General features: G+C 41.5%; 22 protein-coding genes, 1 tRNA gene and 1 riboswitch. Of the genes, 9 read left to right on the top strand and 14 right to left on the bottom strand.

Translation table 11 applies throughout. From position 1 onward, the window contains the following. Positions 1-53: 53 nt before the first annotated feature. The 5 genes from MSHOH_RS18115 to MSHOH_RS18095 form a co-directional block, all read right to left on the bottom strand. Positions 54-1,454, bottom strand: a complete 1,401-nt coding sequence (locus tag MSHOH_RS18115) for a DHHA1 domain-containing protein (RefSeq protein WP_048141786.1) — start codon at positions 1,452-1,454, stop codon at positions 54-56. Positions 1,455-1,486: 32 nt separating this feature from the next. Next, positions 1,487-1,990, bottom strand: coding sequence for a hypothetical protein (locus MSHOH_RS18110; RefSeq protein WP_048143624.1), 504 nt, complete (start codon positions 1,988-1,990; stop codon positions 1,487-1,489). 513 nt (positions 1,991-2,503) lie between these two features. Further along, positions 2,504-2,899 carry a DUF1699 family protein gene (locus MSHOH_RS18105; RefSeq protein WP_048143623.1) on the bottom strand — a complete coding sequence of 132 codons (396 nt, stop codon included), beginning with the start codon at positions 2,897-2,899 and terminating at the stop codon, positions 2,504-2,506. Positions 2,900-4,327: 1,428 nt separating this feature from the next. Continuing rightward, on the bottom strand, positions 4,328-5,971 hold the full coding sequence (locus MSHOH_RS18100; protein WP_048141784.1) for a tRNA uridine(34) 5-carboxymethylaminomethyl modification radical SAM/GNAT enzyme Elp3: 1,644 nt from the start codon (positions 5,969-5,971) through the stop codon (positions 4,328-4,330). Between the two features lie 408 nt (positions 5,972-6,379). Next, on the bottom strand, positions 6,380-6,955 hold the full coding sequence (locus MSHOH_RS18095) for a hypothetical protein (protein ID WP_048141782.1): 576 nt from the start codon (positions 6,953-6,955) through the stop codon (positions 6,380-6,382). Positions 6,956-7,984: 1,029 nt separating this feature from the next. Between MSHOH_RS18095 and MSHOH_RS18090 the strand changes: the two genes are divergently transcribed. Further along, entirely contained in the window at positions 7,985-9,952 is a 1,968-nt protein-coding gene (locus MSHOH_RS18090; RefSeq protein ID WP_048141781.1) for an S-layer protein domain-containing protein, read from the top strand. Positions 9,953-10,126: 174 nt separating this feature from the next. After that, positions 10,127-10,714, top strand: a complete 588-nt coding sequence (locus tag MSHOH_RS18085; protein WP_048141779.1) for a hypothetical protein — start codon at positions 10,127-10,129, stop codon at positions 10,712-10,714. 340 nt (positions 10,715-11,054) lie between these two features. Here MSHOH_RS18085 and MSHOH_RS18080 read toward each other — a convergent pair whose 3' ends face one another. From MSHOH_RS18080 to MSHOH_RS18065, 4 genes are all read right to left on the bottom strand, one after another. Beyond that, a complete protein-coding gene (locus MSHOH_RS18080) occupies positions 11,055-11,813 on the bottom strand; it encodes a formylmethanofuran dehydrogenase subunit C (RefSeq protein ID WP_048141777.1) in 759 nt (252 codons plus the stop codon). Then, on the bottom strand, positions 11,814-13,532 hold the full coding sequence (locus MSHOH_RS18075; protein ID WP_048141775.1) for a formylmethanofuran dehydrogenase subunit A: 1,719 nt from the start codon (positions 13,530-13,532) through the stop codon (positions 11,814-11,816). Position 13,533: 1 nt separating this feature from the next. Then, entirely contained in the window at positions 13,534-14,838 is a 1,305-nt protein-coding gene (locus MSHOH_RS18070) for a formylmethanofuran dehydrogenase subunit B (protein ID WP_048141773.1), read from the bottom strand. A gap of 76 nt (positions 14,839-14,914) precedes the next feature. Then, complete coding sequence (locus MSHOH_RS18065; RefSeq protein ID WP_048141772.1) at positions 14,915-15,298, bottom strand: molybdopterin dinucleotide binding domain-containing protein; 384 nt, start codon at positions 15,296-15,298, stop codon at positions 14,915-14,917. 834 nt (positions 15,299-16,132) lie between these two features. Between MSHOH_RS18065 and MSHOH_RS18060 the strand changes: the two genes are divergently transcribed. From MSHOH_RS18060 to MSHOH_RS18040, 5 genes are all read left to right on the top strand, one after another. Beyond that, positions 16,133-16,242: transfer RNA gene (locus MSHOH_RS18060), tRNA-Met, on the top strand. 241 nt (positions 16,243-16,483) lie between these two features. Beyond that, on the top strand, positions 16,484-17,560 hold the full coding sequence (locus MSHOH_RS18055) for a uroporphyrinogen decarboxylase family protein (protein WP_048141770.1): 1,077 nt from the start codon (positions 16,484-16,486) through the stop codon (positions 17,558-17,560). A gap of 12 nt (positions 17,561-17,572) precedes the next feature. Further along, positions 17,573-17,878 (top strand): YetF domain-containing protein, encoded by a 306-nt coding sequence (locus MSHOH_RS26100; protein WP_394297773.1) that lies wholly within the window; start codon positions 17,573-17,575, stop codon positions 17,876-17,878. A 313-nt stretch (positions 17,879-18,191) separates the two neighbouring features. Further along, positions 18,192-18,632 (top strand): hemerythrin domain-containing protein, encoded by a 441-nt coding sequence (locus MSHOH_RS18045; protein WP_048141766.1) that lies wholly within the window; start codon positions 18,192-18,194, stop codon positions 18,630-18,632. Between the two features lie 155 nt (positions 18,633-18,787). Further along, entirely contained in the window at positions 18,788-19,240 is a 453-nt protein-coding gene (locus MSHOH_RS18040; protein ID WP_048141764.1) for a hemerythrin domain-containing protein, read from the top strand. 57 nt (positions 19,241-19,297) lie between these two features. Here the strand turns inward: MSHOH_RS18040 and MSHOH_RS18035 are convergent, their stop codons facing one another. Continuing rightward, the gene (locus tag MSHOH_RS18035; RefSeq protein ID WP_048141762.1) at positions 19,298-19,669 is read right to left on the bottom strand and encodes a DUF6951 family protein; all 372 of its coding nucleotides are present in this window, start codon (positions 19,667-19,669) and stop codon (positions 19,298-19,300) included. A 41-nt stretch (positions 19,670-19,710) separates the two neighbouring features. After that, positions 19,711-21,390 (bottom strand): methylamine methyltransferase corrinoid protein reductive activase, encoded by a 1,680-nt coding sequence (locus MSHOH_RS18030; RefSeq protein WP_048143622.1) that lies wholly within the window; start codon positions 21,388-21,390, stop codon positions 19,711-19,713. A 570-nt stretch (positions 21,391-21,960) separates the two neighbouring features. Next, a riboswitch (Fluoride riboswitch) is annotated at positions 21,961-22,032 on the top strand. A 14-nt stretch (positions 22,033-22,046) separates the two neighbouring features. Between MSHOH_RS18030 and crcB the strand changes: the two genes are divergently transcribed. Further along, positions 22,047-22,445, top strand: a complete 399-nt coding sequence (gene crcB, locus MSHOH_RS18025; RefSeq protein ID WP_048141760.1) for a fluoride efflux transporter CrcB — start codon at positions 22,047-22,049, stop codon at positions 22,443-22,445. Next, positions 22,442-22,822, top strand: a complete 381-nt coding sequence (locus MSHOH_RS18020; protein WP_204245350.1) for a DUF190 domain-containing protein — start codon at positions 22,442-22,444, stop codon at positions 22,820-22,822. Before crcB ends, MSHOH_RS18020 begins: the two co-directional genes overlap by 4 nt. A 344-nt stretch (positions 22,823-23,166) precedes the next feature. Here MSHOH_RS18020 and MSHOH_RS18015 read toward each other — a convergent pair whose 3' ends face one another. From MSHOH_RS18015 to MSHOH_RS18005, 3 genes are all read right to left on the bottom strand, one after another. After that, positions 23,167-23,574 carry a bacteriohemerythrin gene (locus MSHOH_RS18015; protein WP_048141758.1) on the bottom strand — a complete coding sequence of 136 codons (408 nt, stop codon included), beginning with the start codon at positions 23,572-23,574 and terminating at the stop codon, positions 23,167-23,169. Between the two features lie 319 nt (positions 23,575-23,893). Further along, the gene (locus tag MSHOH_RS18010; protein ID WP_048141756.1) at positions 23,894-24,145 is read right to left on the bottom strand and encodes a hypothetical protein; all 252 of its coding nucleotides are present in this window, start codon (positions 24,143-24,145) and stop codon (positions 23,894-23,896) included. A 49-nt stretch (positions 24,146-24,194) separates the two neighbouring features. Next, positions 24,195-24,476, bottom strand: a complete 282-nt coding sequence (locus tag MSHOH_RS18005; protein ID WP_162197658.1) for a hypothetical protein — start codon at positions 24,474-24,476, stop codon at positions 24,195-24,197. Positions 24,477-24,690 lie beyond the last annotated feature (214 nt).

The following is a 24,690-nucleotide window of genomic DNA, read 5'->3' as shown; positions in this document are numbered from 1 at the left end:
AATTGCTTTTTGTGGAATTCGATTTGCGGAATTCGATTTTTCGGAGCATCCCCTTATCCTGAATTCGCTTTTCGTCGAAGCTGTTCCCCTATGAAAAAATCAAGTTTTCGAGCAAACTCTTCTTTTGCATTTTCAGGGATAGTTGCCCCAGCAGCAATATCATGTCCGCCGCCTGCGCCTCCGACTTCTGCAGAAACAGTTGACATTGCTTCAGATAGGTTTACCCCTCTGCGGATGAGGTCCTGTGTCCCTCTTGCTGAGACCTTAACCCCGCCATCTGTTTTTGCAAAGGCAATAATCGGAAGGTTTCGGTTTTCAACTATCGTGGAACTCATGCCTGCAATTATTCCCACAATGGTCTCCTTTATCTGTGAACCTGCATCAAAGTACTGGATGTTTTCGAGCTGAATAACCCCATTCTCTTTTACATACATAAGCCCGTTAACAAGGTTCTGCCTGTGTTCGGCAAGCAGCTTTCTGGCGTCTTCGTAGGCATTTTCCCTGTCCCCCATGCAGACTGAAAGCCCTATATCGGCATGATCATACCTGGCAGTAGCATTGAGAAGAGTGGAGAACTCCGAGGCGTCTCTCATTTCCGTTCCTTCTCTTTCATTGAGAAGAACATACACCTCACCTATCAGGCGCTCAATTCTGTATGAGGGTATCCCCGATTTAAGGCAGTACTGGAAAAGTCCTGAGATAATTTTCTGCTTATCCGACATTTCAAGATCTATCCAGCGCCTCCAGCGTTCATCCTGGCTGAAGCGAATATTCAGGGAGTGAAGAAAATTTATGCAAGCTTCTTCGTCTCCGGTAAGTCCTGGAAGGTAAGGGTCGGATGAATATTGAAGAAGTTTATAAATAGGACGTGTCTGCTTTCCAAACAGGGTCAGATCTTTTTTGAACTCGAGGTTCCCTCCCTTTACACCTTCCTCCAGAATTTCCCTGTTAATCCCTACAAGCTGTCCCATTTTAAGGTGCTGCATGTCTCCGATAGCGCCTACTATGGCAAGCGAGGAGAGGTCTCGGTTTTTTCCAAGGGCAGAAGCAAGAAGATAAGTGCTTCCCGAACCGCTAAGTTCGTAAGAACCGTTTGCCCCAAAAAGATGAGGATTGAGATGGAACTCCAGAGTTCCCTGAGGCTGGTGATGATCCGAGATTACGGCATTAATCCCGCGGGATTTTATATGTTCGCACATTCCGCTTCCGAGATCCGTAAAGACCACAAGTTCATGGTTCTCATCTGCAATGGTGTCAAGGGCTTTTTCGTCGAGTTGCTTTACAAAGCGGGTTGTATATTCAAAATTTCCCCTTTCAAGAGCTGTGCAGATAATCCCTGCAGAAGTCAGTCCGTCTGCATCAATATGAGATACTACTTGTACAGATCTGTGTTTCTTGATCTCTTCGGCACATCTGCCTGCTTCTTTTCTGAATGTTTTTATTATTTCAGTCATTAGTTTCTCCGAGATTCTCTGCAAGCTTCAGTTTAACTGTCTTTTTCCCAGTGGTTTTTACTTCCCCATTCTTTCGGGTTTATTATGTAATCTTTTCCGTCCCTTTTTATTTCCGGAAAATTTCGGATCTCCTGTACTGTGAGCTTGAGACTTTCTGTATGATAATTCTTCTCCAGTTCTTCCCAGGGAACCATATATGCTTCCCTACCGTGTCCCATCCCGAGGCGAAGTTCCACTGCCAGGAATCCTCTTCTTCCAGATTTATTAAGGTAATCTGAAATCCTATCTATCTGGTGGACACCCTTTTTATCTACAGTAAAATGTTGGGAAAAATAAAGCGCAGTTGCTCCTTTATCCACGGAGATACTTTTGCATTCTATCCCGAGATAAAGGTCAGGGTCAAGAGAATCTACAAGCACGTCAAGGAACTGAGCGGTAAACCTGTGTTGCTTAAGCCGGTAGGAGATGGCTCTTATGCCTTTTTCTTCAATATATGAGTTAAAAGAGTTTACAAGCACACGTTCGAATTCGGTCACTAGATCCATTCTCCTATTTTTCTCTATTTACTCTATTTTTTAGTTAAATTATAAGAACTATAAGCAGGTTTATTCTCTTGACTCATTTATGTTTTTTGGATCATAAGTGTTAATATCAGGTGGTACGGAATACGGTCTAAGAGTAAGCCTATGGGAAGAGTAAGAGCGCAGGTAAAGGATACAACTGATTGATATATGATAAATTAAGGCAGATAAGCCTAAATAACATTCGGATAAGCAGTCTGAGGCAGAGAGAATAAAAGCTCCTGTATGAGGCTTCTGAAGATATTTTCCTCTATAAACCTACTGATAACTGGCATTCTTAAATTCATCAGTTTCTAGAACATCTTTTCTAATAAATATTTCTGAATAGATTAATACTTACGAAGTTTATTTCAGTACATACACTTGAGATATAAAAAAGTTTAAGCAGAGATTCTGCAGAAAAAATGAATGCCGATCATGACTTTGACCGGCTAATTCGAGAATCCGTTTTAAATTTAAAAATCCACTTTAGTTTGATATGATAAAGGTCACAAAGTCAGGGCTGAGTCTTGTTTCCCTTACAAGTCTTTCGATGGTGTCTTCATCGGAAAGCCCTTCATCTTTCAGTTCCTTTATGCGATCAAACACATGCTCGGATACTTCGGAATATTCGTTAATGTCTTTTCTGTGTCCCCACACATCACCTTCAAGCAGAGCAATGTTCTGCATAGAAAGATACATCTGTGCAGAACTGGAAATCGTTCTCTTGTATGAGCTCGGGATGTGGATCGCTTTCACCTCTGGACACTTCAGAATGAGCTTGAAAATGTCCTTGTTAGATGGTCTGAATGCGAGATGGACAATTTCCTCATTGAGTTTTAAAGTGTCAATTTCTTCTTTTGAGCTTACAACTCTAATTTTCATTTTTATCACCGTTCTTTCCAGGTTTTTTAGAGTTTGTTTTAGGGTTTAATTTAGGGTTTCTTAGGGTTTTTTAGATTTTTAGGGTTTAATTAAAGTTTTTTGCCTTTAAAACTGTGAGCCTAAGCAAGTTTTGAGTCTAATATATTACGTTTTTTCTTATGTTAATGACTCATGATATTTATTTTTTTATGAATGTTTTTAGGCTTTTATTTTAATCTTAATTTGTTCGTAAAGCTAAATTTGTTAGTGACTGTTTCATTGACTTTAGCTTTATTAATCAAAACTCACGATTTATATTGATACTTAGTCTTTAAATGACCAACAATCTGCTTTTTGATCTTCAAAGAATATTTTTCTAAAATCAATTTTATAATTTTTCTATTTTTCATATTGGATTAATCGGTTTGTACTGTTACTGAAGGAGAGTATACGATAATATACCATTCTATTTAACATTTTTCTGTAAATCTTTTTATGAAACACGTTAATTTAAACTCCCTGGATAGGGATTTTCGTTAAAGAATTATTATTATAATTACTTTTTATTTATTTAGTTGAATATTAAGAATCTAAAGTCACGTATATCCAATATAATTTCAAATTTTACATAATTTCCCCTTAAAATCCCCAAATTAATATCCAAGTTGGATTCTAGGCAGTGAAGACTTTTCTGTTTCTGCCTGATTTAACGTATTGATGTAAAACTTTTAACTTATAATTCAACGCCATTATTCTGTTGACTTACTTTATTTACACAGTACTATTTATATTTTTACATTGTTTATATCTGGAAGATATTATATTCCTAAAATAAAATTTATTAGTATAAAAATGAAGTTATAATATAACTCTACTGACAATTCTCTATTGTCCTGTTTATTACGATCTAGCTTTTTCTTTCTCTAAAGTGTTTATACCTAAAACTGGCTTTTTGGACCTAACAACAAAACCAATATGCAGTATTTTTATGTCACTCTTTTTTATCGTTCTAATCTCTTTACATATCTTTGAAAATTTAGTTTTCATATTTTTGTGTTCACATCTTTTTAACCTTCAAAATCCAAAACAAAAAACAATTCTCAAAAAATATGCTTTTAATCAATTAAATTCTTATAAACTCGTAGAAATTTAGTTTTAAAATAAGCCCGGAAATAATGGAGAAATGAAGTTAGAAAATAGTCAATGAGAACGACTCTTTAATGTAAAACTGAGGACAAACTGCAGGTTTTTGAGATGATATTCCTGCCAGTATCATTACAATGTATTAGATAAAAATAGATATCAAAGTCTCTCAAGAACAGTTTTAAGCGATTTTTTAAGAGTGCGGCTAATTCTGAATGGAATTCCGAGCCCAAAATGGTTCATAAGTATTAGGCTAGAAAACTTAATTTAAGATTTTAATAGGAAATAGTCGTTTTTAGTTAGTCATTAGTCCCTCATAGGTTTTGACATGTATACTCCGTCAAGACTGTACCCGAGTTTTCGGTAGTATTCCCTGGCACCTATTCCGCTGATTATTGCAAGTTTTTCGTAGCCGGACTCTGATGCAATTTCTTCAGCGCGCTCAATGAGTTCCTTTCCATACCCGCGGTGCTGCCATTCCTTCTGCTTTGCTCCTTTTCCTACAGGCACCATCGAGCCGTAAACATGCAGTTCTCTTATAAGGGCAGAGTTCTGCAGTTCCTGGCGGTGAGGAGCAGCCGGGAAACGCAAACGTGTAAAACCTATAAGGACATCTGCCGAAAGGTCTTCAAATGCGATAAAGTGCTCTTTACCGTCACAGGCCTCGTAAGTTTCCGTAGTTAGCTCGATATCTTTTTCGCTTATCCTTCTCCCTTTCAGGCTGTTATGTCCAACCTCTCTGCAGCGTATGCAGCGGCACTTTCCTCCTTTTTCCCTGAGTTTTTCCTCTGCAAGCTGCCTGAGATTACTTTTTCTGACGCCTGCATAAATTTGATGGGCAGGAATATCTCTCTGGATGCGCTGGAGTCTTACCCATTTGGGCAGGACAGCCTTTATGTCCGCAACAAGCTCTGCAGCCTCTTCGTCTGAAAGTGCGTGATATTCTCCGGCTTCCCACATTCTGTACAGAGGTGTACCTTCAGTCACAAGAGTAGGATAAATTTTGAGGTAATCCGGCCTGAAACGAGGGTCTTCAAAGAGTTTTTTAAATCCTCTCAGGTCGAGTTCGGAATCTGCTCCGGGAAGGTGAGGCATCATGTGGAAACCTACTTTAAATGCACTGTCCCTTAAAACCCGATTAGCTCTGACAATTTCCGCAACTCCGTGTCCTCTCTGCATCCTGGCTAAAACAAAATCATAAACACTCTGGACTCCAAGCTCGACCTTTGTCCCGCCCAGCCTGAGGAATTCGTCTACATGCTCCTCTTTTGCCCAATCTGGCCGTGTCTCGAAGGTTATTCCCACGTTGCGGATATCAGCTGTTTCGTTGGCTTTCTGAACCTCTTCAAGAGGAATATACGGAGAGATTTTTCCGATCTTCCAGGCTCTGTTCCTCCATTCCGTGCCTGTGAAATCGTTCATTGCTTCCAGACAGCGTTTGCTGAACCATTCCTGATAGTCAAGGCTGCGTGCGGAAAAAGTGCCTCCCATAATTATCAGTTCCACTTTCTCCACATCATGGCCTATTTCCTTTAACTGGGAAAGCCTGGACTGGACCTGGGAGTAAGGGTCAAACTCATGTTGAATAGCTCTCATTGCTGCGGGTTCTCTTCCCATGTAGCTCTGAGGGGATTTAAATGCCGAATTGGGGCCGCCGGGACAGGGAAGGCAGACTCCGTGAGGGCATGGGGCAGGAGAAGTCATTACAGCAATTACTGCGACTCCTGAAATTGTCCTTACGGGTTTTCGCCTGAGGAATTCTTTTATTACAGCCTGCTCCTCAGGTGTACCCTGCATAATTATATCTCCGTTTCTTGGCAGGCTGGAAAGATGATTTTGCTTACTCACATCTTTTTTTACTCTGTTCAACTGGTCTTCGTCTTTTGTTTCGCCGGCAAGTACCTTTTCAAGGATACTCCTGCAGGCCCTGTTATACTCAGCTTCTTTCATTTTAAATTCCGTCTTTTCTGGTCATGTTCCCGGCTCTTTCTTTCGGCAGCAGTTGTAATTGGAAATTCGTCTTTTAGACTGATGATTAAGTTACATGACTCCCAGATTCGCACACTTCGAATTCCTTCTTTTGATCTTTCCTATTAACCAGTTTTGGTAAACCTGCTACTGAATCTTAAAAATAATTTCTGTCTTTTTTACATTGGTGACCGCTAGTTTAGTCTTTAACACTTGTATCAGGTGCCTGTACCAATTACAGTATAATATAGTCAATTGATCGATTGGAACATAGTCAACCGATCAATTGAACCTGTCGACCTGTATCACAACTGTTTTAGTGTTAAGATTTTCCGGGTACTCAGGTGAGTCCAAATTCCGTTTACCTGAAATCCGTTTACCTGATTTTGATCAGCAGATATCAAATCCTATGATAAAAGTTCCCTGACCCACTGCGGGTTTAAGACCCATCACAGACCTGATATACTCATCGGTAGGAGTGGAAGGAGAAGCCAGTACGACATTGGCTAGCCCGCCCATTTCTTCTAAATCTTTACATTTTTGAGGAGGAAGAACAACGGTAATAGGCTCCTTTTTTGCATCCTTTGGCTTTGGTACTGCGCTTCTATAAATTACGAAATTTCCCATCACCATCATGTCCTTGCACATTTTACACTCTTCGAGTTTTTCAGGGTCATAAATATCCTCACCCACTTTTTCCCCGTATTGCATGAGAATCACGTTGGGTCCTTCAGGCCATACATAATCCATATTGGTTGTAAAGGCTATGATTAACTGGCGTTTGAGAACTTCCTTGATTCCCCTGTTATCTCCTACTCCCATGCCCATCAAAACTGCCCCTTCGGCTTTTTTCTCGAGCTCAAATATTTTTTCCTTATCTTCTTCACTTAAAATGTATGTATCTTCCACGCCTTTCATGGCTTTTATCCTGCAGAGGACATTTTCAATAATATCTTGGCATTCCAAAACTGATACCCCGTGTTGTTTTTTATCCTATGTTGCATTGTTCAGGTATAAATATAGTTTTATACAGGCTTCTGTATATGAATTCCAGAGCGCCATATCTTCATGGCGTCTTTTCTTCAGGTACTTTTCATCCTGCTCTTTTATATATTTTTCTTATTTTATATTTCTCTTATTATATCGTCAATTTCTAATAGGCTATATATTATACTGTACATCGTGCAAAATGGACAATCTTCGACTTTTATTATTATAAAATTAATGGAAGTACGTGCGGAAAGTACGTGAATTGTTTCAGATGTTTATCTACAGCTTGCCCACGTTATTTGCCGGCCTTTTATCAGATCAATTTATAGGTTGATACTTTAGGTTGATACTTTTCCCGCTGGGTGGTGTGTTCAGTAACAGGGCATGGTAAAAGAAAGCCAGCATAGAGATTCCAAGGCCATTTTTTTCTTTAATATGCCTTTTATATCTAATAAAAATACGGGCTGGTTGTCGAAGAATTCAGGTTCTACTCTGGGTTATAATTAAAAAGAATCTTTTACATACGAAATGTAGAATATTTTGGTGATTGAAAGAATATTTCAAAATTGGTAACACCGAATCAGAGCGTTTTTACAGAATGGTTTTTTAAAATCAGTATTGTTTCAAATTATTCAGCTATACACATTAAACGTATTATCTTTTTTCCATAGTGTTTTATAAGTGTTTCTACTTAATCTCCTATGTTAACCTTTGACGAATATTCTGGCCGAGTTCTTTCGACATTTACCGTCATTTGTATCGTTGTTTTGCGCTTTTCTTCTTTAATTCCCAGGAAATAGACCACAAAAGATTTAATAATGCAATTATTTTATAGAACACTTGTAATCCAATTTAGAGGGATAAGGAGGGAATGAAATCCTCTTCGGCAATAGACGAAATGGACAAGTCTGATTTGGTGAAGAATGGTGAAACCCTTTAAGTGTTCGATCCCGACACTTCTTCTTACATACGATATATCTTAACAAACATGGAGGAAACAATAAAATGAAGAGATTTGCAGCATTATCACTGGCTGCCCTCATGATTCTTACTGTATTTGCTTCCGCCGCAAGTGCAGCAAATGTCGTTGAGATCCGTGGTCCAGTGTACAATGGTACTACCATCTCAGGAATTGTTGATGCTGAGGGTGGTTTAATTTCAATGGATGCAACTAATTTTGCAGCATTCTACTATGACCTTGACGATAACGTAACAACCGAAACCCTTACCATTGCATCTGGTGGAACGGGCGCCAACAATAACGTTATTGGAGAAAAAGCTCTTACATACCGTACAGAAATCAATGAAATTGACTTCGAGTATGAGCCATGGGGCAATTACAGCATGATCGGTTTCTTTGCAGAGAAATATATTCCTCTCAAACCTACCAGTGCTGACAAGCTCGCAAAGCTGATCCTTGACAGCGATGACAAGTACACCATCAGAACCGGTGAACAGCTCGATCTCGGCGAGGGCTACACTATCGAAGCCAAGCAGGTTGACGTTGACGGTGAGAAAGTCTGGCTCGAGTTCAGCAAGGACGGAGAATTCATAGATGACGAAATCATCTCAGTCAGCACCTCCAACACTTCATCCAACACCTGGGAAGTCGAACTTGATGACATCCAGGACGAAGACGATGTCGTTGTCCTCAGAGTCCATGTCAACCAGGTCTTCCAGGGTGCAGTCGACAGCATTGCCCAGATCGAGGGTCTCTGGCTCATTGACTACGCAAACGCAATGACCATCGACTCAGACGACGAGTTCGGTAAGCTCGACGATGTTTCCATCGGTGATGACTACCTTGAAATCAAAAATGAAGACACCATCACCCTCTCCAGGGATAAAGAAATCGAAATAGGTCAGGGTCTGTTCTTCAAGACAGCTGACAGCAGTGCTCTCAGGTTCTATGTCATGAAGGAGTATACAGAACCAGGCACCTATGAAGTAAGGGGAAAGGTCGCTACAGGCCCAGCCAGCTGGAACGCAACCTCTTTCGCAGCTTTCTTCTATGACCTCAAAGATAATGTCCAGACAGAAAACCTTACTATCACTTCGATTACTGACAGGAAGATTGATAAGAACAGTCTCATTTACAGAAGCACTATCCAGGAAGTCGACTTTGACTACGAGCCCTTTGGCAAGTACCCTGTTATGGGTCTCTTTGCAGAGAAATATATCCCAATCACAGGAACCACCCCTGACAAGCTCGCAAAGCTGATCCTTGACAGCGATGACAAGTACACCATCAGAACCGGTGAACAGCTCGATCTCGGCGAGGGCTACACTATCGAAGCCAAGCAGGTTGACGTTGACGGTGAGAAAGTCTGGCTCGAGTTCAGCAAGGACGGAGAATTCATAGACGACGAAATCATCTCAGTCGTTAGCGGTTCAAACAACACCTGGGAAGTCGAACTTGATGACATCCAGGACGAAGACGATGTCGTTGTCCTCAGAGTCCATGTCAACCAGGTCTTCCAGGGTGCAGTCGACAGCATTGCCCAGATCGAGGGTCTCTGGCTCATTGACTACGCAAACGCAAGGACCATTGACTCTGACGACGAATTTGGTGACCTCGACGATGTTTCCATCGGTGATGACTACCTTGAAATTAAAAATGAAGACACCATCAGTCTCACCAGGGATAAAAAGGTCGCAATCGGCGAAGGTATGTACTTCAAGGTCGCTGACGCCAGCCAGCTCAGGTACTACCCGTACATTGAGGTAACTGTCGGAAACGAAACGGTAACCCCGCCTGATGATGATGAGGTACCAACCAATAATACGACCAATGGTACCGAAGAAGTAACTCCAACCGAGGGAGTAACCCCAACCGAGGGAGTAACCCCAACCCCGGGAGAAACTGAACCCGTAGAGACCGAACCAACAGACAACACCACTCCTGGCTTCGGAGTTGTCCTTGGTCTTGTCGGACTTCTTGCAGTTGTCTACCTCGTCAGGAGGAACAACTAAATTTTCTGAGTGAAGGGTTTTCCTACCCTTCTCTCTTTTAAATTCTTTTTTGGTTTCTTCTTTGCAGATAACTTTTTATTTGCTGATTTCTTAGTTCTGGCGATTCTTTTAAATCTGAAATCCTTATTCTATAAACCGCGTGGTTTTTCAGGATTAAGATCAAGGTGAAGTTTTATGAAAAAAAGTATAGCTTTAATATCTGTGTTTGCGGTTTTGATGATCGCGTTTTCAGGCTGCGTGGATAACACTCCTGCAGTTAACGGGACAGATTCGGACAATCCGGAAACAAAAGCAATTTCTGATGAAGATGCAGCCGGAGTAAGCACAATTGAAACCCTTCCTGCGGGCTTTGAATATGTTGGTACTCTTCCGCTCTCCATAGATGAGATTAAAAGTGATTATAAAGCTGAAAATGTCTCAGGAATCCTTGGAGGATCCGAAGGGCTCTATAAATATACAAATGCCAGTGAAACTACTGATCTCTACATCGATGCAATCGAGTTTGAAGATGCCGAGGATGCAAATAGTTTTATCTCCACATACAGGGCTTCTTTCAAGCCACTGCAGTCCGGTTCTCGCTTTGTTGAGGAGTCCTTTAACGGGCACTCTGCTGTAAGAATTACGGAATATATAAGAACCGGAGGGGCTGACGTACCAAGGTACTCATATGTCTGGAGCAACGAAAATTATGTGCTTGTAGTCTCCGGAAGTACCACTGATGATACCCTGGTAAAGCAGCTGGCAGAAGCAACAGGATACTGATTTCTTTCAGTTACCTGATTTTTCCTTTTTCTTTTCTTTTTTCCTTTTTCTGCTTTCTGTGTCCTGAGAGACAAGGGTATGTGTAGGACCAAGCTCTGTTTATAAATTGATCTGTATTTGAATTGGCCTATTGTAACTGAAAAAAAGATAAAAATTAAGACCATAGATAATAAACAAAATCAAAACGGTAAAAAAGAAAGAGCAAACGGATAGCAAACGGATAAGAAAGAGTTGATAGGATCTGTTTTTCTATTTCTTATCCGTCACTTTTATTCAATCATACTCCCTGAATATTATTCGAGGAGCTTCGGTTACATTTTATATTTCTTACTCAGGTCGTTCATTTTACAAGCAACACGCCTTTTCCGCCTGCATTAACGTCACCTGTGAACTTACGGTATGTGACGCCTTCAACCTCTTCTGTCCCTTCTTCTTTATAGGAGGGAAGCAGGTCGAACACTTCACCTTTGATAATAACCGTTCCGTTCTTCATCTCATTTGCAGGCATGGTTGCTTTGCCTTCAATGACTATTTTTCCGCCATTGTTTGAGATTGCAGGAAGGAGTCCAACATTGCCTTTCACAAGGATTTCCCCTCCGCACATGTGCTCTCCGAGGTAGTCCTTGGCATTGCCGTTGATTGTAATCTTTCCTCCTTTCATGCCGCAGGCCTCTCCGCGGTAGCCTGCTCCTACATAATAAGAAGCATTTCCGTTGAGAATAATTTCCCCGCCTGTCATCTCGCAGCCTAGCCAGCTGTCAGCATCTCCGTTGATTACGATTTTTCCGCCCTTCATTCCAAAGCCACAGTGCATATCCACGTTGCCGTTGATCTCGATTTCTCCTGCACTCATGTTCTGGCCTATGCGCTTTACTCTGGAGACATCACCCTCGAAAACTATTTTTACGTTTTCTACGGAGTCGCTGCCTTCAACCTCAACGGTAAAGAAGTCTCCAAGAGGGCACTGTCCGTTTCCGTACCAGAGAGGAATTGTTTTTATCTCTTCTGCGGTTTTGCCGGCAAAGTTATCAGGGTTTATATTGTCGGCTTCTATAGGGATTTTGTTTGCTTTTTTGAGGGAAAGTTTTACGACCTGCATTTAGAAAACCCCCTCAGTGCCGATCTCAACAGGCTTCTGGAGGTATGAGTCCTCAACCATGTAATTGGATTTGCTCACGGTGTAGTACTTCCTGAATTTGCGGTCTATATCTTTCTGCATTGCAGTATCGATGCTTTCAGGAACCTTCGCGTTCACCCAGTAAGTCTTTCCTTTCGGGGTCTCTTCGATTTCTCCATCTTTTACAACGATTTCTCCGCTCTTCAAGGTGTATGCTGCACCTGAGAAAGCTTCCTTAACCTTCACGTACTCAGTCGAGGGGTCAATCTGACCTGGAAGGATGTCATATATTGCAATATCAGCATCAGAACCCACTTTAAGGTTCCCTTTCTCCGGCCTGCTGTACATCTTTGACTGTGTGCTCCTTGTCATGACAGCAAGCTCATAGAAGTCCAGTTCCCTGTCAATTCCGGGCAGTACCATCCTGTCAAGAGCCATCTTGGAAAAGCCTGAAATTACTTCTGCTCTTCTCTTAGCACTCATAAGGTAGGTAAAGGCTTCAGGATAGTTTACGAAAGAGCCGCCGTTAGGGCTGTCAGTTGTAAACATAACTTTCCAGGGGTCCTTTACAAGCAGGGCGAGTTCAAGCCCGATTGCCCACTGGACTGCATTTACGAAGCTCTTTGGCGAATAGAACAGGGGCACGACTCCGGAAGCATCTTCCAGTTCAATGTCCTGGTTGCTCCACTTCTCATGCAGCATTCTTGCGTTTGCATACTCAACAGGCCCGTCTGCAGTCATGGTCACAGCAGGTCCGAAGATAACCTGTCCAAGGTCGAAAGTCAGGTGGTTTGCCCCGTTCACGTAGTCTGCAACCATTGGAGCTCCGGTTTCGAAGTCCCTCCAGGAAGTCCCTGCATATGCATTGAACTGCACGTGAGTTACGTGGAGAGCCTGTCTGTCCCTGCTCGGCTTAATTTTCTCAAAAAGTTTCATGGTCTCTATGGTAGTTGCATAGTTTCCGGGCTTTCCGAGATTGTTGCAGTGCACATGCACGGAGTGCGGAAGCTGCAGGCGTTCATTAGCCTCTGCGAGTCCCATGAGGATTTCCGCAGGAGTTACATCAAAGTTAGGCACGGGGTCATAAAGTCCGCTTACGTTTCTTCCCCAGCCCCAGGCTTCTCCGCCTCCGGGGTTTACAATCTTTACTCCATAGCCTCTTGAGGCTCTCAGGCCCCAGGCAATGTATGCTGCAAGTTTTTCTGGTTCCTTGTCACGGATATATTCCATGACCTGCCAGTTACTTCCGAAGAGAGACAGCCCCATTTTGTCAAGGATAGGGATTTCTTTGAATTCTTCATGGGTGTGCCTTGCAGCAAGCAGGGGAATTGCAGCCTCACAGATAGTTGTGTACCCCAGTTTTGCATACCTGTATCCAATTGCGTAAGTGTTGGGAGTATTATACCCTACCTGGGCTCTTGTCTTTTCGGTACGGGCAACCTGACCCGAAAGTCCTGGTACAAGGGTTTTCCTTGCATCATTGGGGTTCATGAAGCGGCCCACGTTAATTTTACCTGCGCTGTGGGTATGCCCGTCAAAGCCTCCTGCCATGGTGAGCTTGCCTTCTGCATCGATAACCTTTGCATTTCCAGAGACACTGTCCACGATCTTGCCGTCTCTGATGCAGATGTCCATGGTCTCGCAGTTAATGCCCTGCGTCGGGTCACAAACGCTGGCGTTTTTAATCAGGATTTCCGACATCTTATGCACCTCTCTTCAATTCCCTGACCTTTGCAGTCAGGTCTTTTACGATTTCTTCATCGGTCTTAAACTTGGATTCGATCAATTTCTTCATGCGGAGGGAGATTGCATCCATACGGTAAGCCGTACCTTCCGCTTCGATTCCCACTATTGCCGATGGGATCACCACGTCTGCAATTTCGGTTGTCGGGTTGGCATACGGGTCAATCTGGATTACAGGAATCTTTGCAAGGTGCCTGATAGCTTTTTGCGGGAAATGAGCCCCTGGATCAGCTGCAGCTATAATTGCAGCATCTGGCTCCCCACGCACAAGCAGGTCATTTGCTCCGGTTTCTCCTGGGTTGTAATAGGGATATCCTTTCGAGAAGTCAATTGCCATGGGGAAACCGGTCTCCCATGTCGCTACCTGTCCGAAACCGGTAACATTATAGTGCCCGCGCATTCCGATCATTACGGCTTTGGTGTGCTGGTTAAGATCTGAAATGAGAGAGGACATGGCATCTCCGTTCTTATATTTAGAACGGGATTGGGTGACTCCCATACCGAAGAAAATACAGACAAATTTTGCATTCTTCAAGGTTTCCGCAAGCTCAAGAACTTCTGCTTTAGGAACGCCTGCAATTGTTTCCGGAATAACGTCTTCGTGTCCGTTTACAATTGAACGAAGAGCTGTAACCAGGAGCAGATCTGATCCCTGTTCAATCTCTATGTAGCTGTCAGCCAATTTTGCAGTGTCAGTTTTTCTAACATCGACAACTATCATTTTTCTGCCTTTCCGCCCTTTCTCGGTAAAAAGACCTTTTGAGAAGCTCGAGTAGCGGACCATATGCCTGGGATGGGCATGCACAGGGTTGCACCCCCAAAAAATGATTACATCTGCCCTGTTCTTTATCTCTCCAAGAGTGGCTGAAGGTGCTCCTTTCTCCTGGGCTGCAAGGGCTGTAGGCCCATGGCAGACGTTTGCTGTAGAATCTATGACTGAACCTGTTTCTTCTGCAAGCTGAATTGCTCCGCTGACCGCTTCACATGAGGTAGAGCACCAGCCGTAGGAAAGTGTCCTTCTGGAATTTACCAGGATTTTTGCGGCGGCTTCGATTGCCTCTTCATAGGGTACAGGCACAAGCTCCCCGTCTTTTCTGATCATCGGGGTTTCTATCCTGTCATGCTTGAACATGCCGACAAACTTGCTTTGCCCGAGAATGCAGGCGTTTTCTATTTTTGTAATCTTATTATCTTCAACAGTGACTGTGATATCGTCGCAGAGGGACCCGCAGAGGGAACATACTGCGTCTTTAATTACTGGCATACTTTTATCCTCCGAATTTTTTGTTTCTCCGGATCTGATGAAAATTTGAGTTTATTGTTTCAGGAAAATCTGAAATTTAGTCTTCCAGGTACTTCCTCATGAGCGCCTTCATTTCCAGGGGCTTTTCGTCCGTGACTTCGATTTCAGCAGGAACACCTTTGAATCCCGGCATTCCGCAGCCGTGTGTGTCAGGGCTCAATACTGCGTTTGCCCAGGGTCCCATAGGGATAAAGGCAAGACCTTCAGGGTTTCCTTCGTTTGCCTTTGCAAATACCACCACTTCCCCAAACTCGGTGGTAACTTTCAGGCTGTCCCCTTCGGAGGCTCCCAGCCTCTCAAGATCTGCGGAGTTCAGTTCACAGTAAGCACAGGCATCAAAATAACCTTTATGTGTTTTTGCTTCCAGATGTGCGCCCTGGTCGGCGGTCCTTCCGGATATGAGGTTTGCTTTTATTTTCATGGAAATTCCTCATCTGGAGTTTAGTCCAGGTATTTCAATAAGCTGAATGAGTTGGATCACTTTTTGAAGAATTAATCCCGAATTCTCTGTTTTCTGACAGCCTTTTTGACCTGGCGATCTCAACATCTTGCTAGAACTGACTGCTGGTGCAAGGTCAGCCACTGTCCAGTAAATTTTAATATTTGGATTAATGAGGAAATTAAAGATTTCAATTTGGGAGTTAACTTCGCGGGATTAGCTTTTAGTAAGCTATACTGTTAGAGTTAAATTGTTAAAGCAAATTTTTGAAATGTGATCAAAATCAAGTCCTCTGCTGACGTTTAAGTCCCGGAGAGATTTGCCGGTATGAAAAATGTAACCTTCCGGATTCTCCTTTGATTGAGAATTTATTTCGATCAATCATTATAATTATATGAATTATATATATTTATTCAGATTTATGTATGTTTTCAGCCTATAGACTGGAAATAAATTTTTAAACTCTCGCTTGATTCACTTTTCAGCTTTCCCTGTTTTTAAAAATCGATCTGAAAGCTTATATTATATTACTTCATAATTATATAATTATCTGCTATACTGACTATATCCAATAGTTTCCTTTTGATATATATTACCATATTATGTTGCCTCTAACATAACGTGATAACTGACCCTCCCCATGCGCTCTGAGAACTTTCAGGTTTATTTCTTCTATTTTACGGAGTATTCTATTTTGCGGAGTAGCAGTTTATATTATGGCGTCGCATCTCCAGCACCAAAAGTAGTGAAAATACCATTTTTACCCTCTTCCGATCGTTACCCTTTAATATATGTTAATACATTTGTGTGTTGCAAGCCCGGATAGCCTAGTCGGTTGGGGCGCCAGACTCATAGGGACTTTATATGAGGCGTCTTTAATCTCCTGAGATATCTGGAGGTCGCGTGTTCGAGTCACGCTCCGGGCACCTAATTTTTACTTATTTTTCACTTATTTCTTTTAAAACTGATTTCTTTTAAAACTAATTTCTTTTATCCCTGTTTTTTTAGAATTTCGATTTCTTTAGATCTTTCTCTGTTTTTGGTTATTTCCTGTAAACTTCTCATTCGTTATACGATAATTTTTGTTTAAATTATAACTTTTCGGTATATATTTATGTTCTAAGTTACATATTTAAAAGAAATATAAATAGTGGAGGAATAGTTTCAATGGTAGCCAGAATGACATCATCAGAGCGTATGGCAGCTCTTATGTCAGGGCAAAAGCCTGATCGTATACCGGTAATCCCGTTTATAGAGGGGTATTCTGCAAAAATTACGGGTATATCTCTTGGAGATTTTTATGCGGACGGGGACAAATGTTTTGAAGCGCAGTTTGCGTCCATGCGGCTTCACGGTTATGAACAGACTCCAATGTACGGGTATGCATCGTGCGGAGCATGGGAATTTGGAGGAGAGATCGGCTTTCCTTACGGAAAGGGACAGGGTGCACCTTTTGTGAAAAAGCATCCTGTGAATACCATAGAAGATATTGAAAAGCTTGAAGTCCCCGATTTTGAAAAAGAATTGCCCGGTGCGTATAAAATTGCAGATAGAGTTGCAACCAGATGCTTTGAACTTGGGATGCCGGTAACTGTACAGATAGGCAGCAATTTTACTGCAGCTTCGGTCGTTGCGGATACTTCTGAGTTTTTAACATGGCTTATTATGGATCCAAAAGCTGTCCACTTCTTACTTGACAAGGTAAGTGATATGTTTATCAACGCTCTGGATTATTTTGTAGATAAATACGGTTCAGAAAGCCTGTTGCCTTTTGATGGAGGACCATCAGAATCGAACAACATGATTCCTCCGCAGATGTTTGAGGAGTTTGCATACCCGTACATGAAAAAGGTTCATGTCCATGCAAAGGAACTGGGGATAGGTGCCCTGCTCATGCACCCCTGTGCTGATCAGAATCTGAACCTACCATACTATGCAAGGTTAAGAGAAGAATTGAACTGGTCAGGAAAGTATTTCTGGCTCTTCGGGCCGGAAACACCTATCAAAGATCAGATCAAAATGTTTGGTGACCACGACGTTATATGTGGAAATATCAACCCTCCGCTCTTCCTTACCAGTTCATACGAAGAAGTTGTGGAAATCTGCAGGCAGAATATTGAAGAAGGGATCAATTCTCCATATGGATTTGTTCTTTCTCCGGGCTGCGAATTCCCTGTCAATGCAGCGCCTATAAAGGTGATGGCAATGATGGATGCAGCAGAAAAATACGGCAGATATGAATGAAGCACAGGTGCAATCTTAACTCCTGTTGAAGACCTGTATTTACAGGGTACAGACAATTTTGATAAACAATCTCCCAGGTACAAGAACGTGATTCAGGGTAAATCCATAAAAATAATAAGTAACGGAATTCTGAATTCGAAGGAAATAGGAAGGCATATACCTATGCAGGATGAAGTTTTCCTTCTATTGAGAAACCCGAACATAAGAAGTTTGGGGAAAATCAAGACTGTTTTCCTTGAAAGAGGTAGAAACGTGAGTGTTTTTAAGCTTCCGCTGGAAAACGAAAACATGGTTTGCCTGCAATTTCCGAAGATATGATAAAGGGATTAAACTTTCACAAAACAGGTGAAAAGGTTGAGAGTTCAGGTTGTTACTCATGCTATAAAACAGGTGAGACTGTCTGGCTGGAAAATGGGAGTTTATCTCCAGATTGTAAAAGGGATATATGGATATCTTCAGGAAATATATAAACATTCTTTATATTTGTTTTTATCTTTAAACCGGTATCCATAAAAAGAAATTAGTAATTCCTTTCTACCGCTACTGTTTTTATAATTTGGGGGTACCGGTTACCTATTTATACACTTGACCGAATAACCTCTGTTATACCTCTAATAAGAGGGGGGAAATTATGGAAACAATTTATGATATTCTAAAAGCAGAACACAAGCAAGTAGCTGATCTTATACAACAAGCAATGCGCGATGGCTCAAAGGAGACCTTTTTTAAAATAAAAGCTAAAACCGAGCCTCATTTACTGGGAGAGGAGAAACTCTTCTATCCGATACTTGAGGAGAAATCAGAATTACGTGAACTTGTCAGTCATGCCTACGAAGAACATAATGAAATAAAATCAATATCTTCTGAACTGGAAAGTATGGATGCCGGCAGTCCTAACTGGACTTCCAAGATCAAGGAATTGAATGAAAGTGTAACTCACCACGTAGAAGAAGAAGAAAACAAAGTATTCCCTGAGGCTCAGAGAGCCCTGAGCGATGACAAAGCACAACAGATAGCTCAGCAGTACCTTGATTTCTCTAAGAGTTTTAAACAACAGCATCCTATGCCTTAAATACTAAAAAGCAAAGAAAAGGAGATCACCGGTACCAGATTTGGTTTCTATCTGGTTATTTAACCGGCTTTTTTTATTCTTTTTTTCAGTTGTTCAGTATCTTTTTAGGTCTCAAACTCAGTATCTTTTTTAGGTCTCAAACTGGGGGAGAAATTATGGAAACAATTTATGATGTTTTGAGCCAGGAACATAAGCATGTACTTAGTATGTTTGAAGAAGCTATGAGCAGCGGCTCAAAAGAAATTCTCTTTAGGATAAAAGCTGAGATTGATCTCCACATGGAAGGGGAAGAGAAACTTTACTATCCTCTTCTTGAGGAAAAAGAAGAGTCACGTGACATTGCTCGTAAAGCCTATATAGAACATAATGAAGAAAGAGCTCTGATGTACGAACTCGAGGGTATGGGTAAGAAGAGTGAGAATTGGACTGCCAGACTCAATGAGCTAAAAGAAGTTATAACTCATCACGTACAGGATGAAGAAGGTCAGATATTTGAGAAATCTCGAAACATCCTGAGCCAGCAGCAGGTGGGAGAACTTACCCTAAAGTACCTTGAGTTCAAAAAGAATTACATGCGTAAGATAGAAGCTGGGGAATCCCTTACATAATAAATCTTTGGGAATAAAAAACAAGGAAAGTATAAAAAACCCTAAGAAAATCTCTACTCAATAATCTTGGTACTCTGAGGCGGTATACTCAGTGACTTCCATATAAGACGTTTTTACAAGCTCTTCTTCTGTCAGCTCTTTCTCTATAAGGCAGACATCGAATACGGCAGAAGGAATAAGGCACTGGCCGGTACAATCCATGGCACATTCCCTTGTGCACTCAAGGGAATGGTTCATCTGTTTTTCCATTTCTTTTACGAGATTTATCTCGTTATCCGGCAATCTCTGAACCGGAATTTCAAGGCAGGAGAGCTCTCTGAACTTCTCACAGGGAGTATCAATCTCTATGATTATTTTGTCTCCTTCAACCCTTCCTTTAACCGTGTGGCTTATACCGCAGATGCGGGAAGATAAGTTTATTTTTGTCATTTTGAAGTCCCTTCGATTTAGATAATTTTTAAGGACTTCCTTCAGTAAACCCCGCCGGTTATCCCACTTCTCTGAAGTCCGTTTACACCAAGAGTAGCAATGTTTTTGAAGTCTATTGCTTTTATCGGGCACGCACGGACACAGCGTCTGCAACTTGTCCCGAGGCAGTCCTGAGTCCTGCAGCTTGCAAAGTAGCTTCCGTTTTTCTCAATGGTCACAAGTGCATTTTCCGGGCATTCTTCATTGCAGCGCTGGCACTGGAGGCAGCTTTCCAGAGGGACCTCTATGGTGATCCCGACATCTTCCACAATTTCTACAGGAACGTTTCCTGTTTCCTCGATATCTCTGGCAGCTCTTTTTTCCATTACTGCATTCTCTACGGGTTCCGGGAGAGAAGGGTACTTATACATTTTGAAAAACTTCTTGTAGAGCTTCATACTCATACCTTCTGTCCAGTAAGAAAGCTCACATGTGTAAATGTTCTTGAAGGTCTCGCTAGTAGCCATCATCAGGTGGTCTGCTTTTATAGTACCTGCAAGAGCGATTATTTCCTCAAGCCTGGATGGGTCCAGAATAAGTTCGCGTGCAAGAGCGATGGAAGTGTTTCCAAACTGGACAGCCTTCTTTGAAAAATCAGGGCAGGAACCTATTTTTCTGGCCTTTCTGCAGTCAACATACGTCCCTGAAGCTCCTGACATGTAAACATTTTCGAGTTCTTCGAAAGGGACTCCCGCTTCAAGCAGGAGTGTAAGCTGAGCTGCCCTGATTGCTCCTATAGCTTTTCCGGCTTCGGCAATATCCCCGTCTGTAATCTCTATCCCGCTGCCAAGGATCAGCCTCCCGTTGGGCAGTTTCGGAGGCTGTTGCATAAGCCCTGTCTCCATTGCAAGAGCAATAACTGCAATCACTCCGGTTCCGGTAATTCCCACTGCCTCTATTTCTCCTTTTTCTACAGTTTCGCCGTTAATGGGTTTTATCAGATCTCCGGGTCTTCCTTCCATCTTTTCATTCAGGACTGTAAGCCGCCAGCAGTCATTTCCATTACTATCCTTTTCAATGTTTACATCTGAAATCGCGCCCGGGCTTGCAATCATTCCGCAGCTTATACCCTGCCCCTCTATTGCAGGTCCTGCAGCAGCACTGCCCGTGATAATCCTGTCTCCTGCTTTTATCGCCATTTCCGCGTTAGTACCGTAATCAGTGACAATGGAGACTTCTTTCTGGTTCAGGAAATCAGTTTCGATCATCATCGCCAGGGCATCGGCTCCGATCTCATGGGCGATAGCCGGAGGCACGGTTATTTCGCAGTTCGGCAGATCCAGGACTCCCCTGAAAAGTTCGGATGCCGGAAATACTCTTGCACTCCTATCCACATTCTCGACTCCAAGCCTTCTCTGCATATTCTTTCCGGCAAAAGCAAGGTCTCTTATCTCCGAGTTCTGGAAGAGCGAAAGCTGGATAGGGTTTCCGCATACGACCAGTTTCCGGATGCAGGCAGGATCAATCTCGAAGGTTTCAATAATCTTACATACCGCATCCAGTATGATGTTGTTTGCAATATCTTCTCCTACTTCCAGTGCGAAGTCCAGGTGGTCGATCACGTTGCCCCCTGGCAGGGGGTGCCTCATCGTCATGGCAGTTTTTACAACTTTTTTTGTTTCCAGGTCTATAAGCTGCGCTCTAAAGCCGCTGGTACCCAGGTCAAGTGCAATCCCGTACATTTTTATACTCCACTTGCAGCAGTCGTTGAAATTAAGAAAAAAATATCCTTTCATATCCTTTCATATCCTTTCTATCCTGTCCACATCAGGATACTGTATACTCAGGATACGTATACCGGGTTAACTTCAGGCAGTGAAATAGGCTGCGCAGCTCTTCACTGTTTTTCAGTCTTTTTTAACTAAATTTTAGGCTTAAATCTATATAACATAATTCGCAGCTTATCGTAAAGGGTCCTGATTTGAGTGAAGGCATTGATTTTTGAGGGGGCATTGATTTTTGAGGGGTATCGATTTTACAGAAGCTATGATAATATTGAGGGAGCCAAGCATCGTGAAAAATGTCATATTTCTTGAAAATTTACTGGATGTAAAGATATGACAGAAACAATAAGTGCCGTATTCTTATATGTTGTTTAATAATGGCTGATTTAACAAATGACTTTCATAAAACCAAAGAAATTAAACTTATATTGTTGGCCTTGTAATTTCTTTCATAATATGCATTTGTTTTTTAACTGCGTGATCCTCATTGGTTTTTTCGTAATCTATTTATTTAATGTCGGCAAACGCTATCCTATAGGTGATGAGGTCCGCCTGGACTTTATAGTCTAAACCGCTTACGCTGATGACTTCTACATAACAGTTGAGGTTTTAATGTGTATACTATTTTGTTAGTCGGTATAGGCGGCTTTATAGGTGCTATCCTGAGATTTACCTTAGGTGGATGGATACAGAACAATTTTGTTAATTTTCCAGTAGGGACTCTAGCTATAAACACTATTGGCAGCTTCTTTTTGGGCTTAATAATGTATCTTTCTGAATATCAGGGATTCTTTAGTGGTCAAACCAGAATATTTCTTACAATAGGCATTCTGGGAGCTTTTACAACTCTATCAACGTTCGGTTATGAGTCATTCCGATTACTTGATGACTCAAAATTAACATTTATGACGATAAATGTGGTATCGACAGTATTATTTTCCATGCTGGCTGTATATTTAGGTAAGATTGTAGCTCTAAGTGTTAGCTCTTACCTGTTAGGAGGAATGAAATGAAAACGGATCAAATGATGGGTTGTGAGGAAAATTGCATGAAAAAAGAGTCTACAGCCATATTATTGAGGATATTCATAGGGGAATCTGATCATTTCAAAGGTAAGCCGTTATATATGCACATTGTCGAAATGCTAAAAACTGAAGGTGTAGCCGGAGCTACTGTTTTTAGGGGCATTGCTGGCTTTGGAAAACATAGCCGAATTCATACAACTTCTATACTGCGTTTATCAACTGACATGCCAATACTTATCGAAGTTGCTGATCTTGAAGAGAATATCGATAGGATCAGACCAAAATTAGATGAAGTAATTAATCAAGGATTGATCACAGAAGAAAAAGTTAAAATTGTATTCTATGACAGTGATAAGAACAAATGATTCGCTAACTATTACTGTAATACCATAAGTTGGTCTATCCTGATGAATTAATCATTCAAGTGCGGTCTTCCAATCTGCCGCGCCTGTTTTCATTATTGTTTAATTCGGAATAGCATTCTATAATCTAATTTTGAGCAATGAACTTCCAGTGTTGTAGAAGCGGTTGGCGATAAAGAAAAAATCAGATCTCTTATTCCATAATTGCGAGAAATTATAGGAAAAGGGCTTATGACAATTCAGGCAGTGGAAATTATTTAATTGAGAACTCAAAGGATTGAAAATAAAAAGAGTAAGAGAAGAAGGAATGAAACATTTAACCTGTAATCAATAGGAATGATTTGGGATTATTTTAGGCCATGGTCGTTGAAGCATTTCGTATATTTCTTGTCTGTTCCGTTGATGTGGTTTGTCAGCCAGTCTTTCAGAAAATTCATGACTTCTATTGATATTATTGCATTTCCTGAGTCAAAGTTTTCCTTGAATTTTGTCACTGTTTCGACGAATTTTTCATGTTCGGCTTTGTGAGTTTCTTTTTCAGGGTAGCTGTATAAATCAAAGTACTTTTCTTCTGTTTTAAAGTGGGTTGCTGTGTATGATATCAGATTGTTTAGTATTTCTCCCATCACATCTTTACTTTTTCCTACTTTCATTGCGTCGTATAGCCTGTTTATGATCTCTACGAGCTTTTTGTGCTGGGTATCGATTTCTACCACTTTCACGCTGAATGAATCTGTCCATGTTATTAATGGCATGTATAACTCCTTAATTTATTTTATTCTGCTACTTTATATAGATTTCGAGAATTTTAAATTAGAGTCTTGATTCATGCGTTATAGGTTAGGCGTTTTTAGCTGACAAGTTTACAGCAGCAACAGCAGGAAGTGGTTGGAGGTTAAAGGTAGGGATTATGGAGTTTAGCTGCTAATGGATCTAAAATAGCTGCTCTGTGATCTAAAAAACAGCCAGGATAAAAACATCAAAAATGATTGGGATAAGAAAGAGTGAGAGAAAAAGAAATGTGCAACCACAATCAATGATTCTATTATGCATTAATTAGTTTTTTTACTGACATCAATTGACCCAGTAAAGAACATTTCTTACCACGGACCATCGAGGTTCACTCTCTTCTGGGTTCTTTCTCAGTATCCAGTAGTTATATTTTCTGTCAAGTTCCCCATAATCCCTTTCCATCTTTATCCAGTAATTTAAAAGCAGGAGGAAATTTCCACTACTGTTCTTTGACACGGGATAAGCGTACAGCACCTTATAGGAACCATTGGGCTCAAATATAGCTACGTCGTAGAAGGGATGTACTAGAGTCATAGTATAGCCCTCTTCGGCGGTTATAAAAAGAACATCTGCTTTATCCTGATCAAAGAAATCCCAGATTGTACCCCACTCGCAGAGCTCCTCTATTTTTTATGTTCTGTATGGTATCTCCTTGAGACTGGTTGTCTGAGGCAGCAAGTAGAGAATCATTCCAGCTGAGATAGACCTTAGTGCTAACCATTTCATCCTGTCTCACTCCCTGGGCGTTTCTGGGAAGCTCAATGCTGGATATTGTATCGCTTCCGTGATAGGTGTTTGCAAGGAAGTGGGCAAAGCCAGAATTTAGTCCTGCAAGAAGGACGACCAGGACAAAAATTACTAGCAATAATGAAAAAATAGCTTTCTTCCATTGCAACTTATAATGTCCAGAGATCAAAGCTGCGCTGATAGAGCAGTAAATGAGAAAATCGACATGCTAGCCATCGCTGCGACAAAGCTCTGGCGCAGTATGCCCGTGCTGATGTAAAGGTTGAATGAGTCCGCAGGAAGGTGCATCAAATCCAGGAGCCACTCAACTGAGATCTTTGACGAGCCGAAGA

Source organism: Methanosarcina horonobensis HB-1 = JCM 15518, from assembly GCF_000970285.1.
Lineage (GTDB): Archaea > Halobacteriota > Methanosarcinia > Methanosarcinales > Methanosarcinaceae > Methanosarcina > Methanosarcina horonobensis.
Note: the sequence above shows the minus strand (reverse complement) of the source record. Positions and strands in the feature narration are given on the sequence as shown.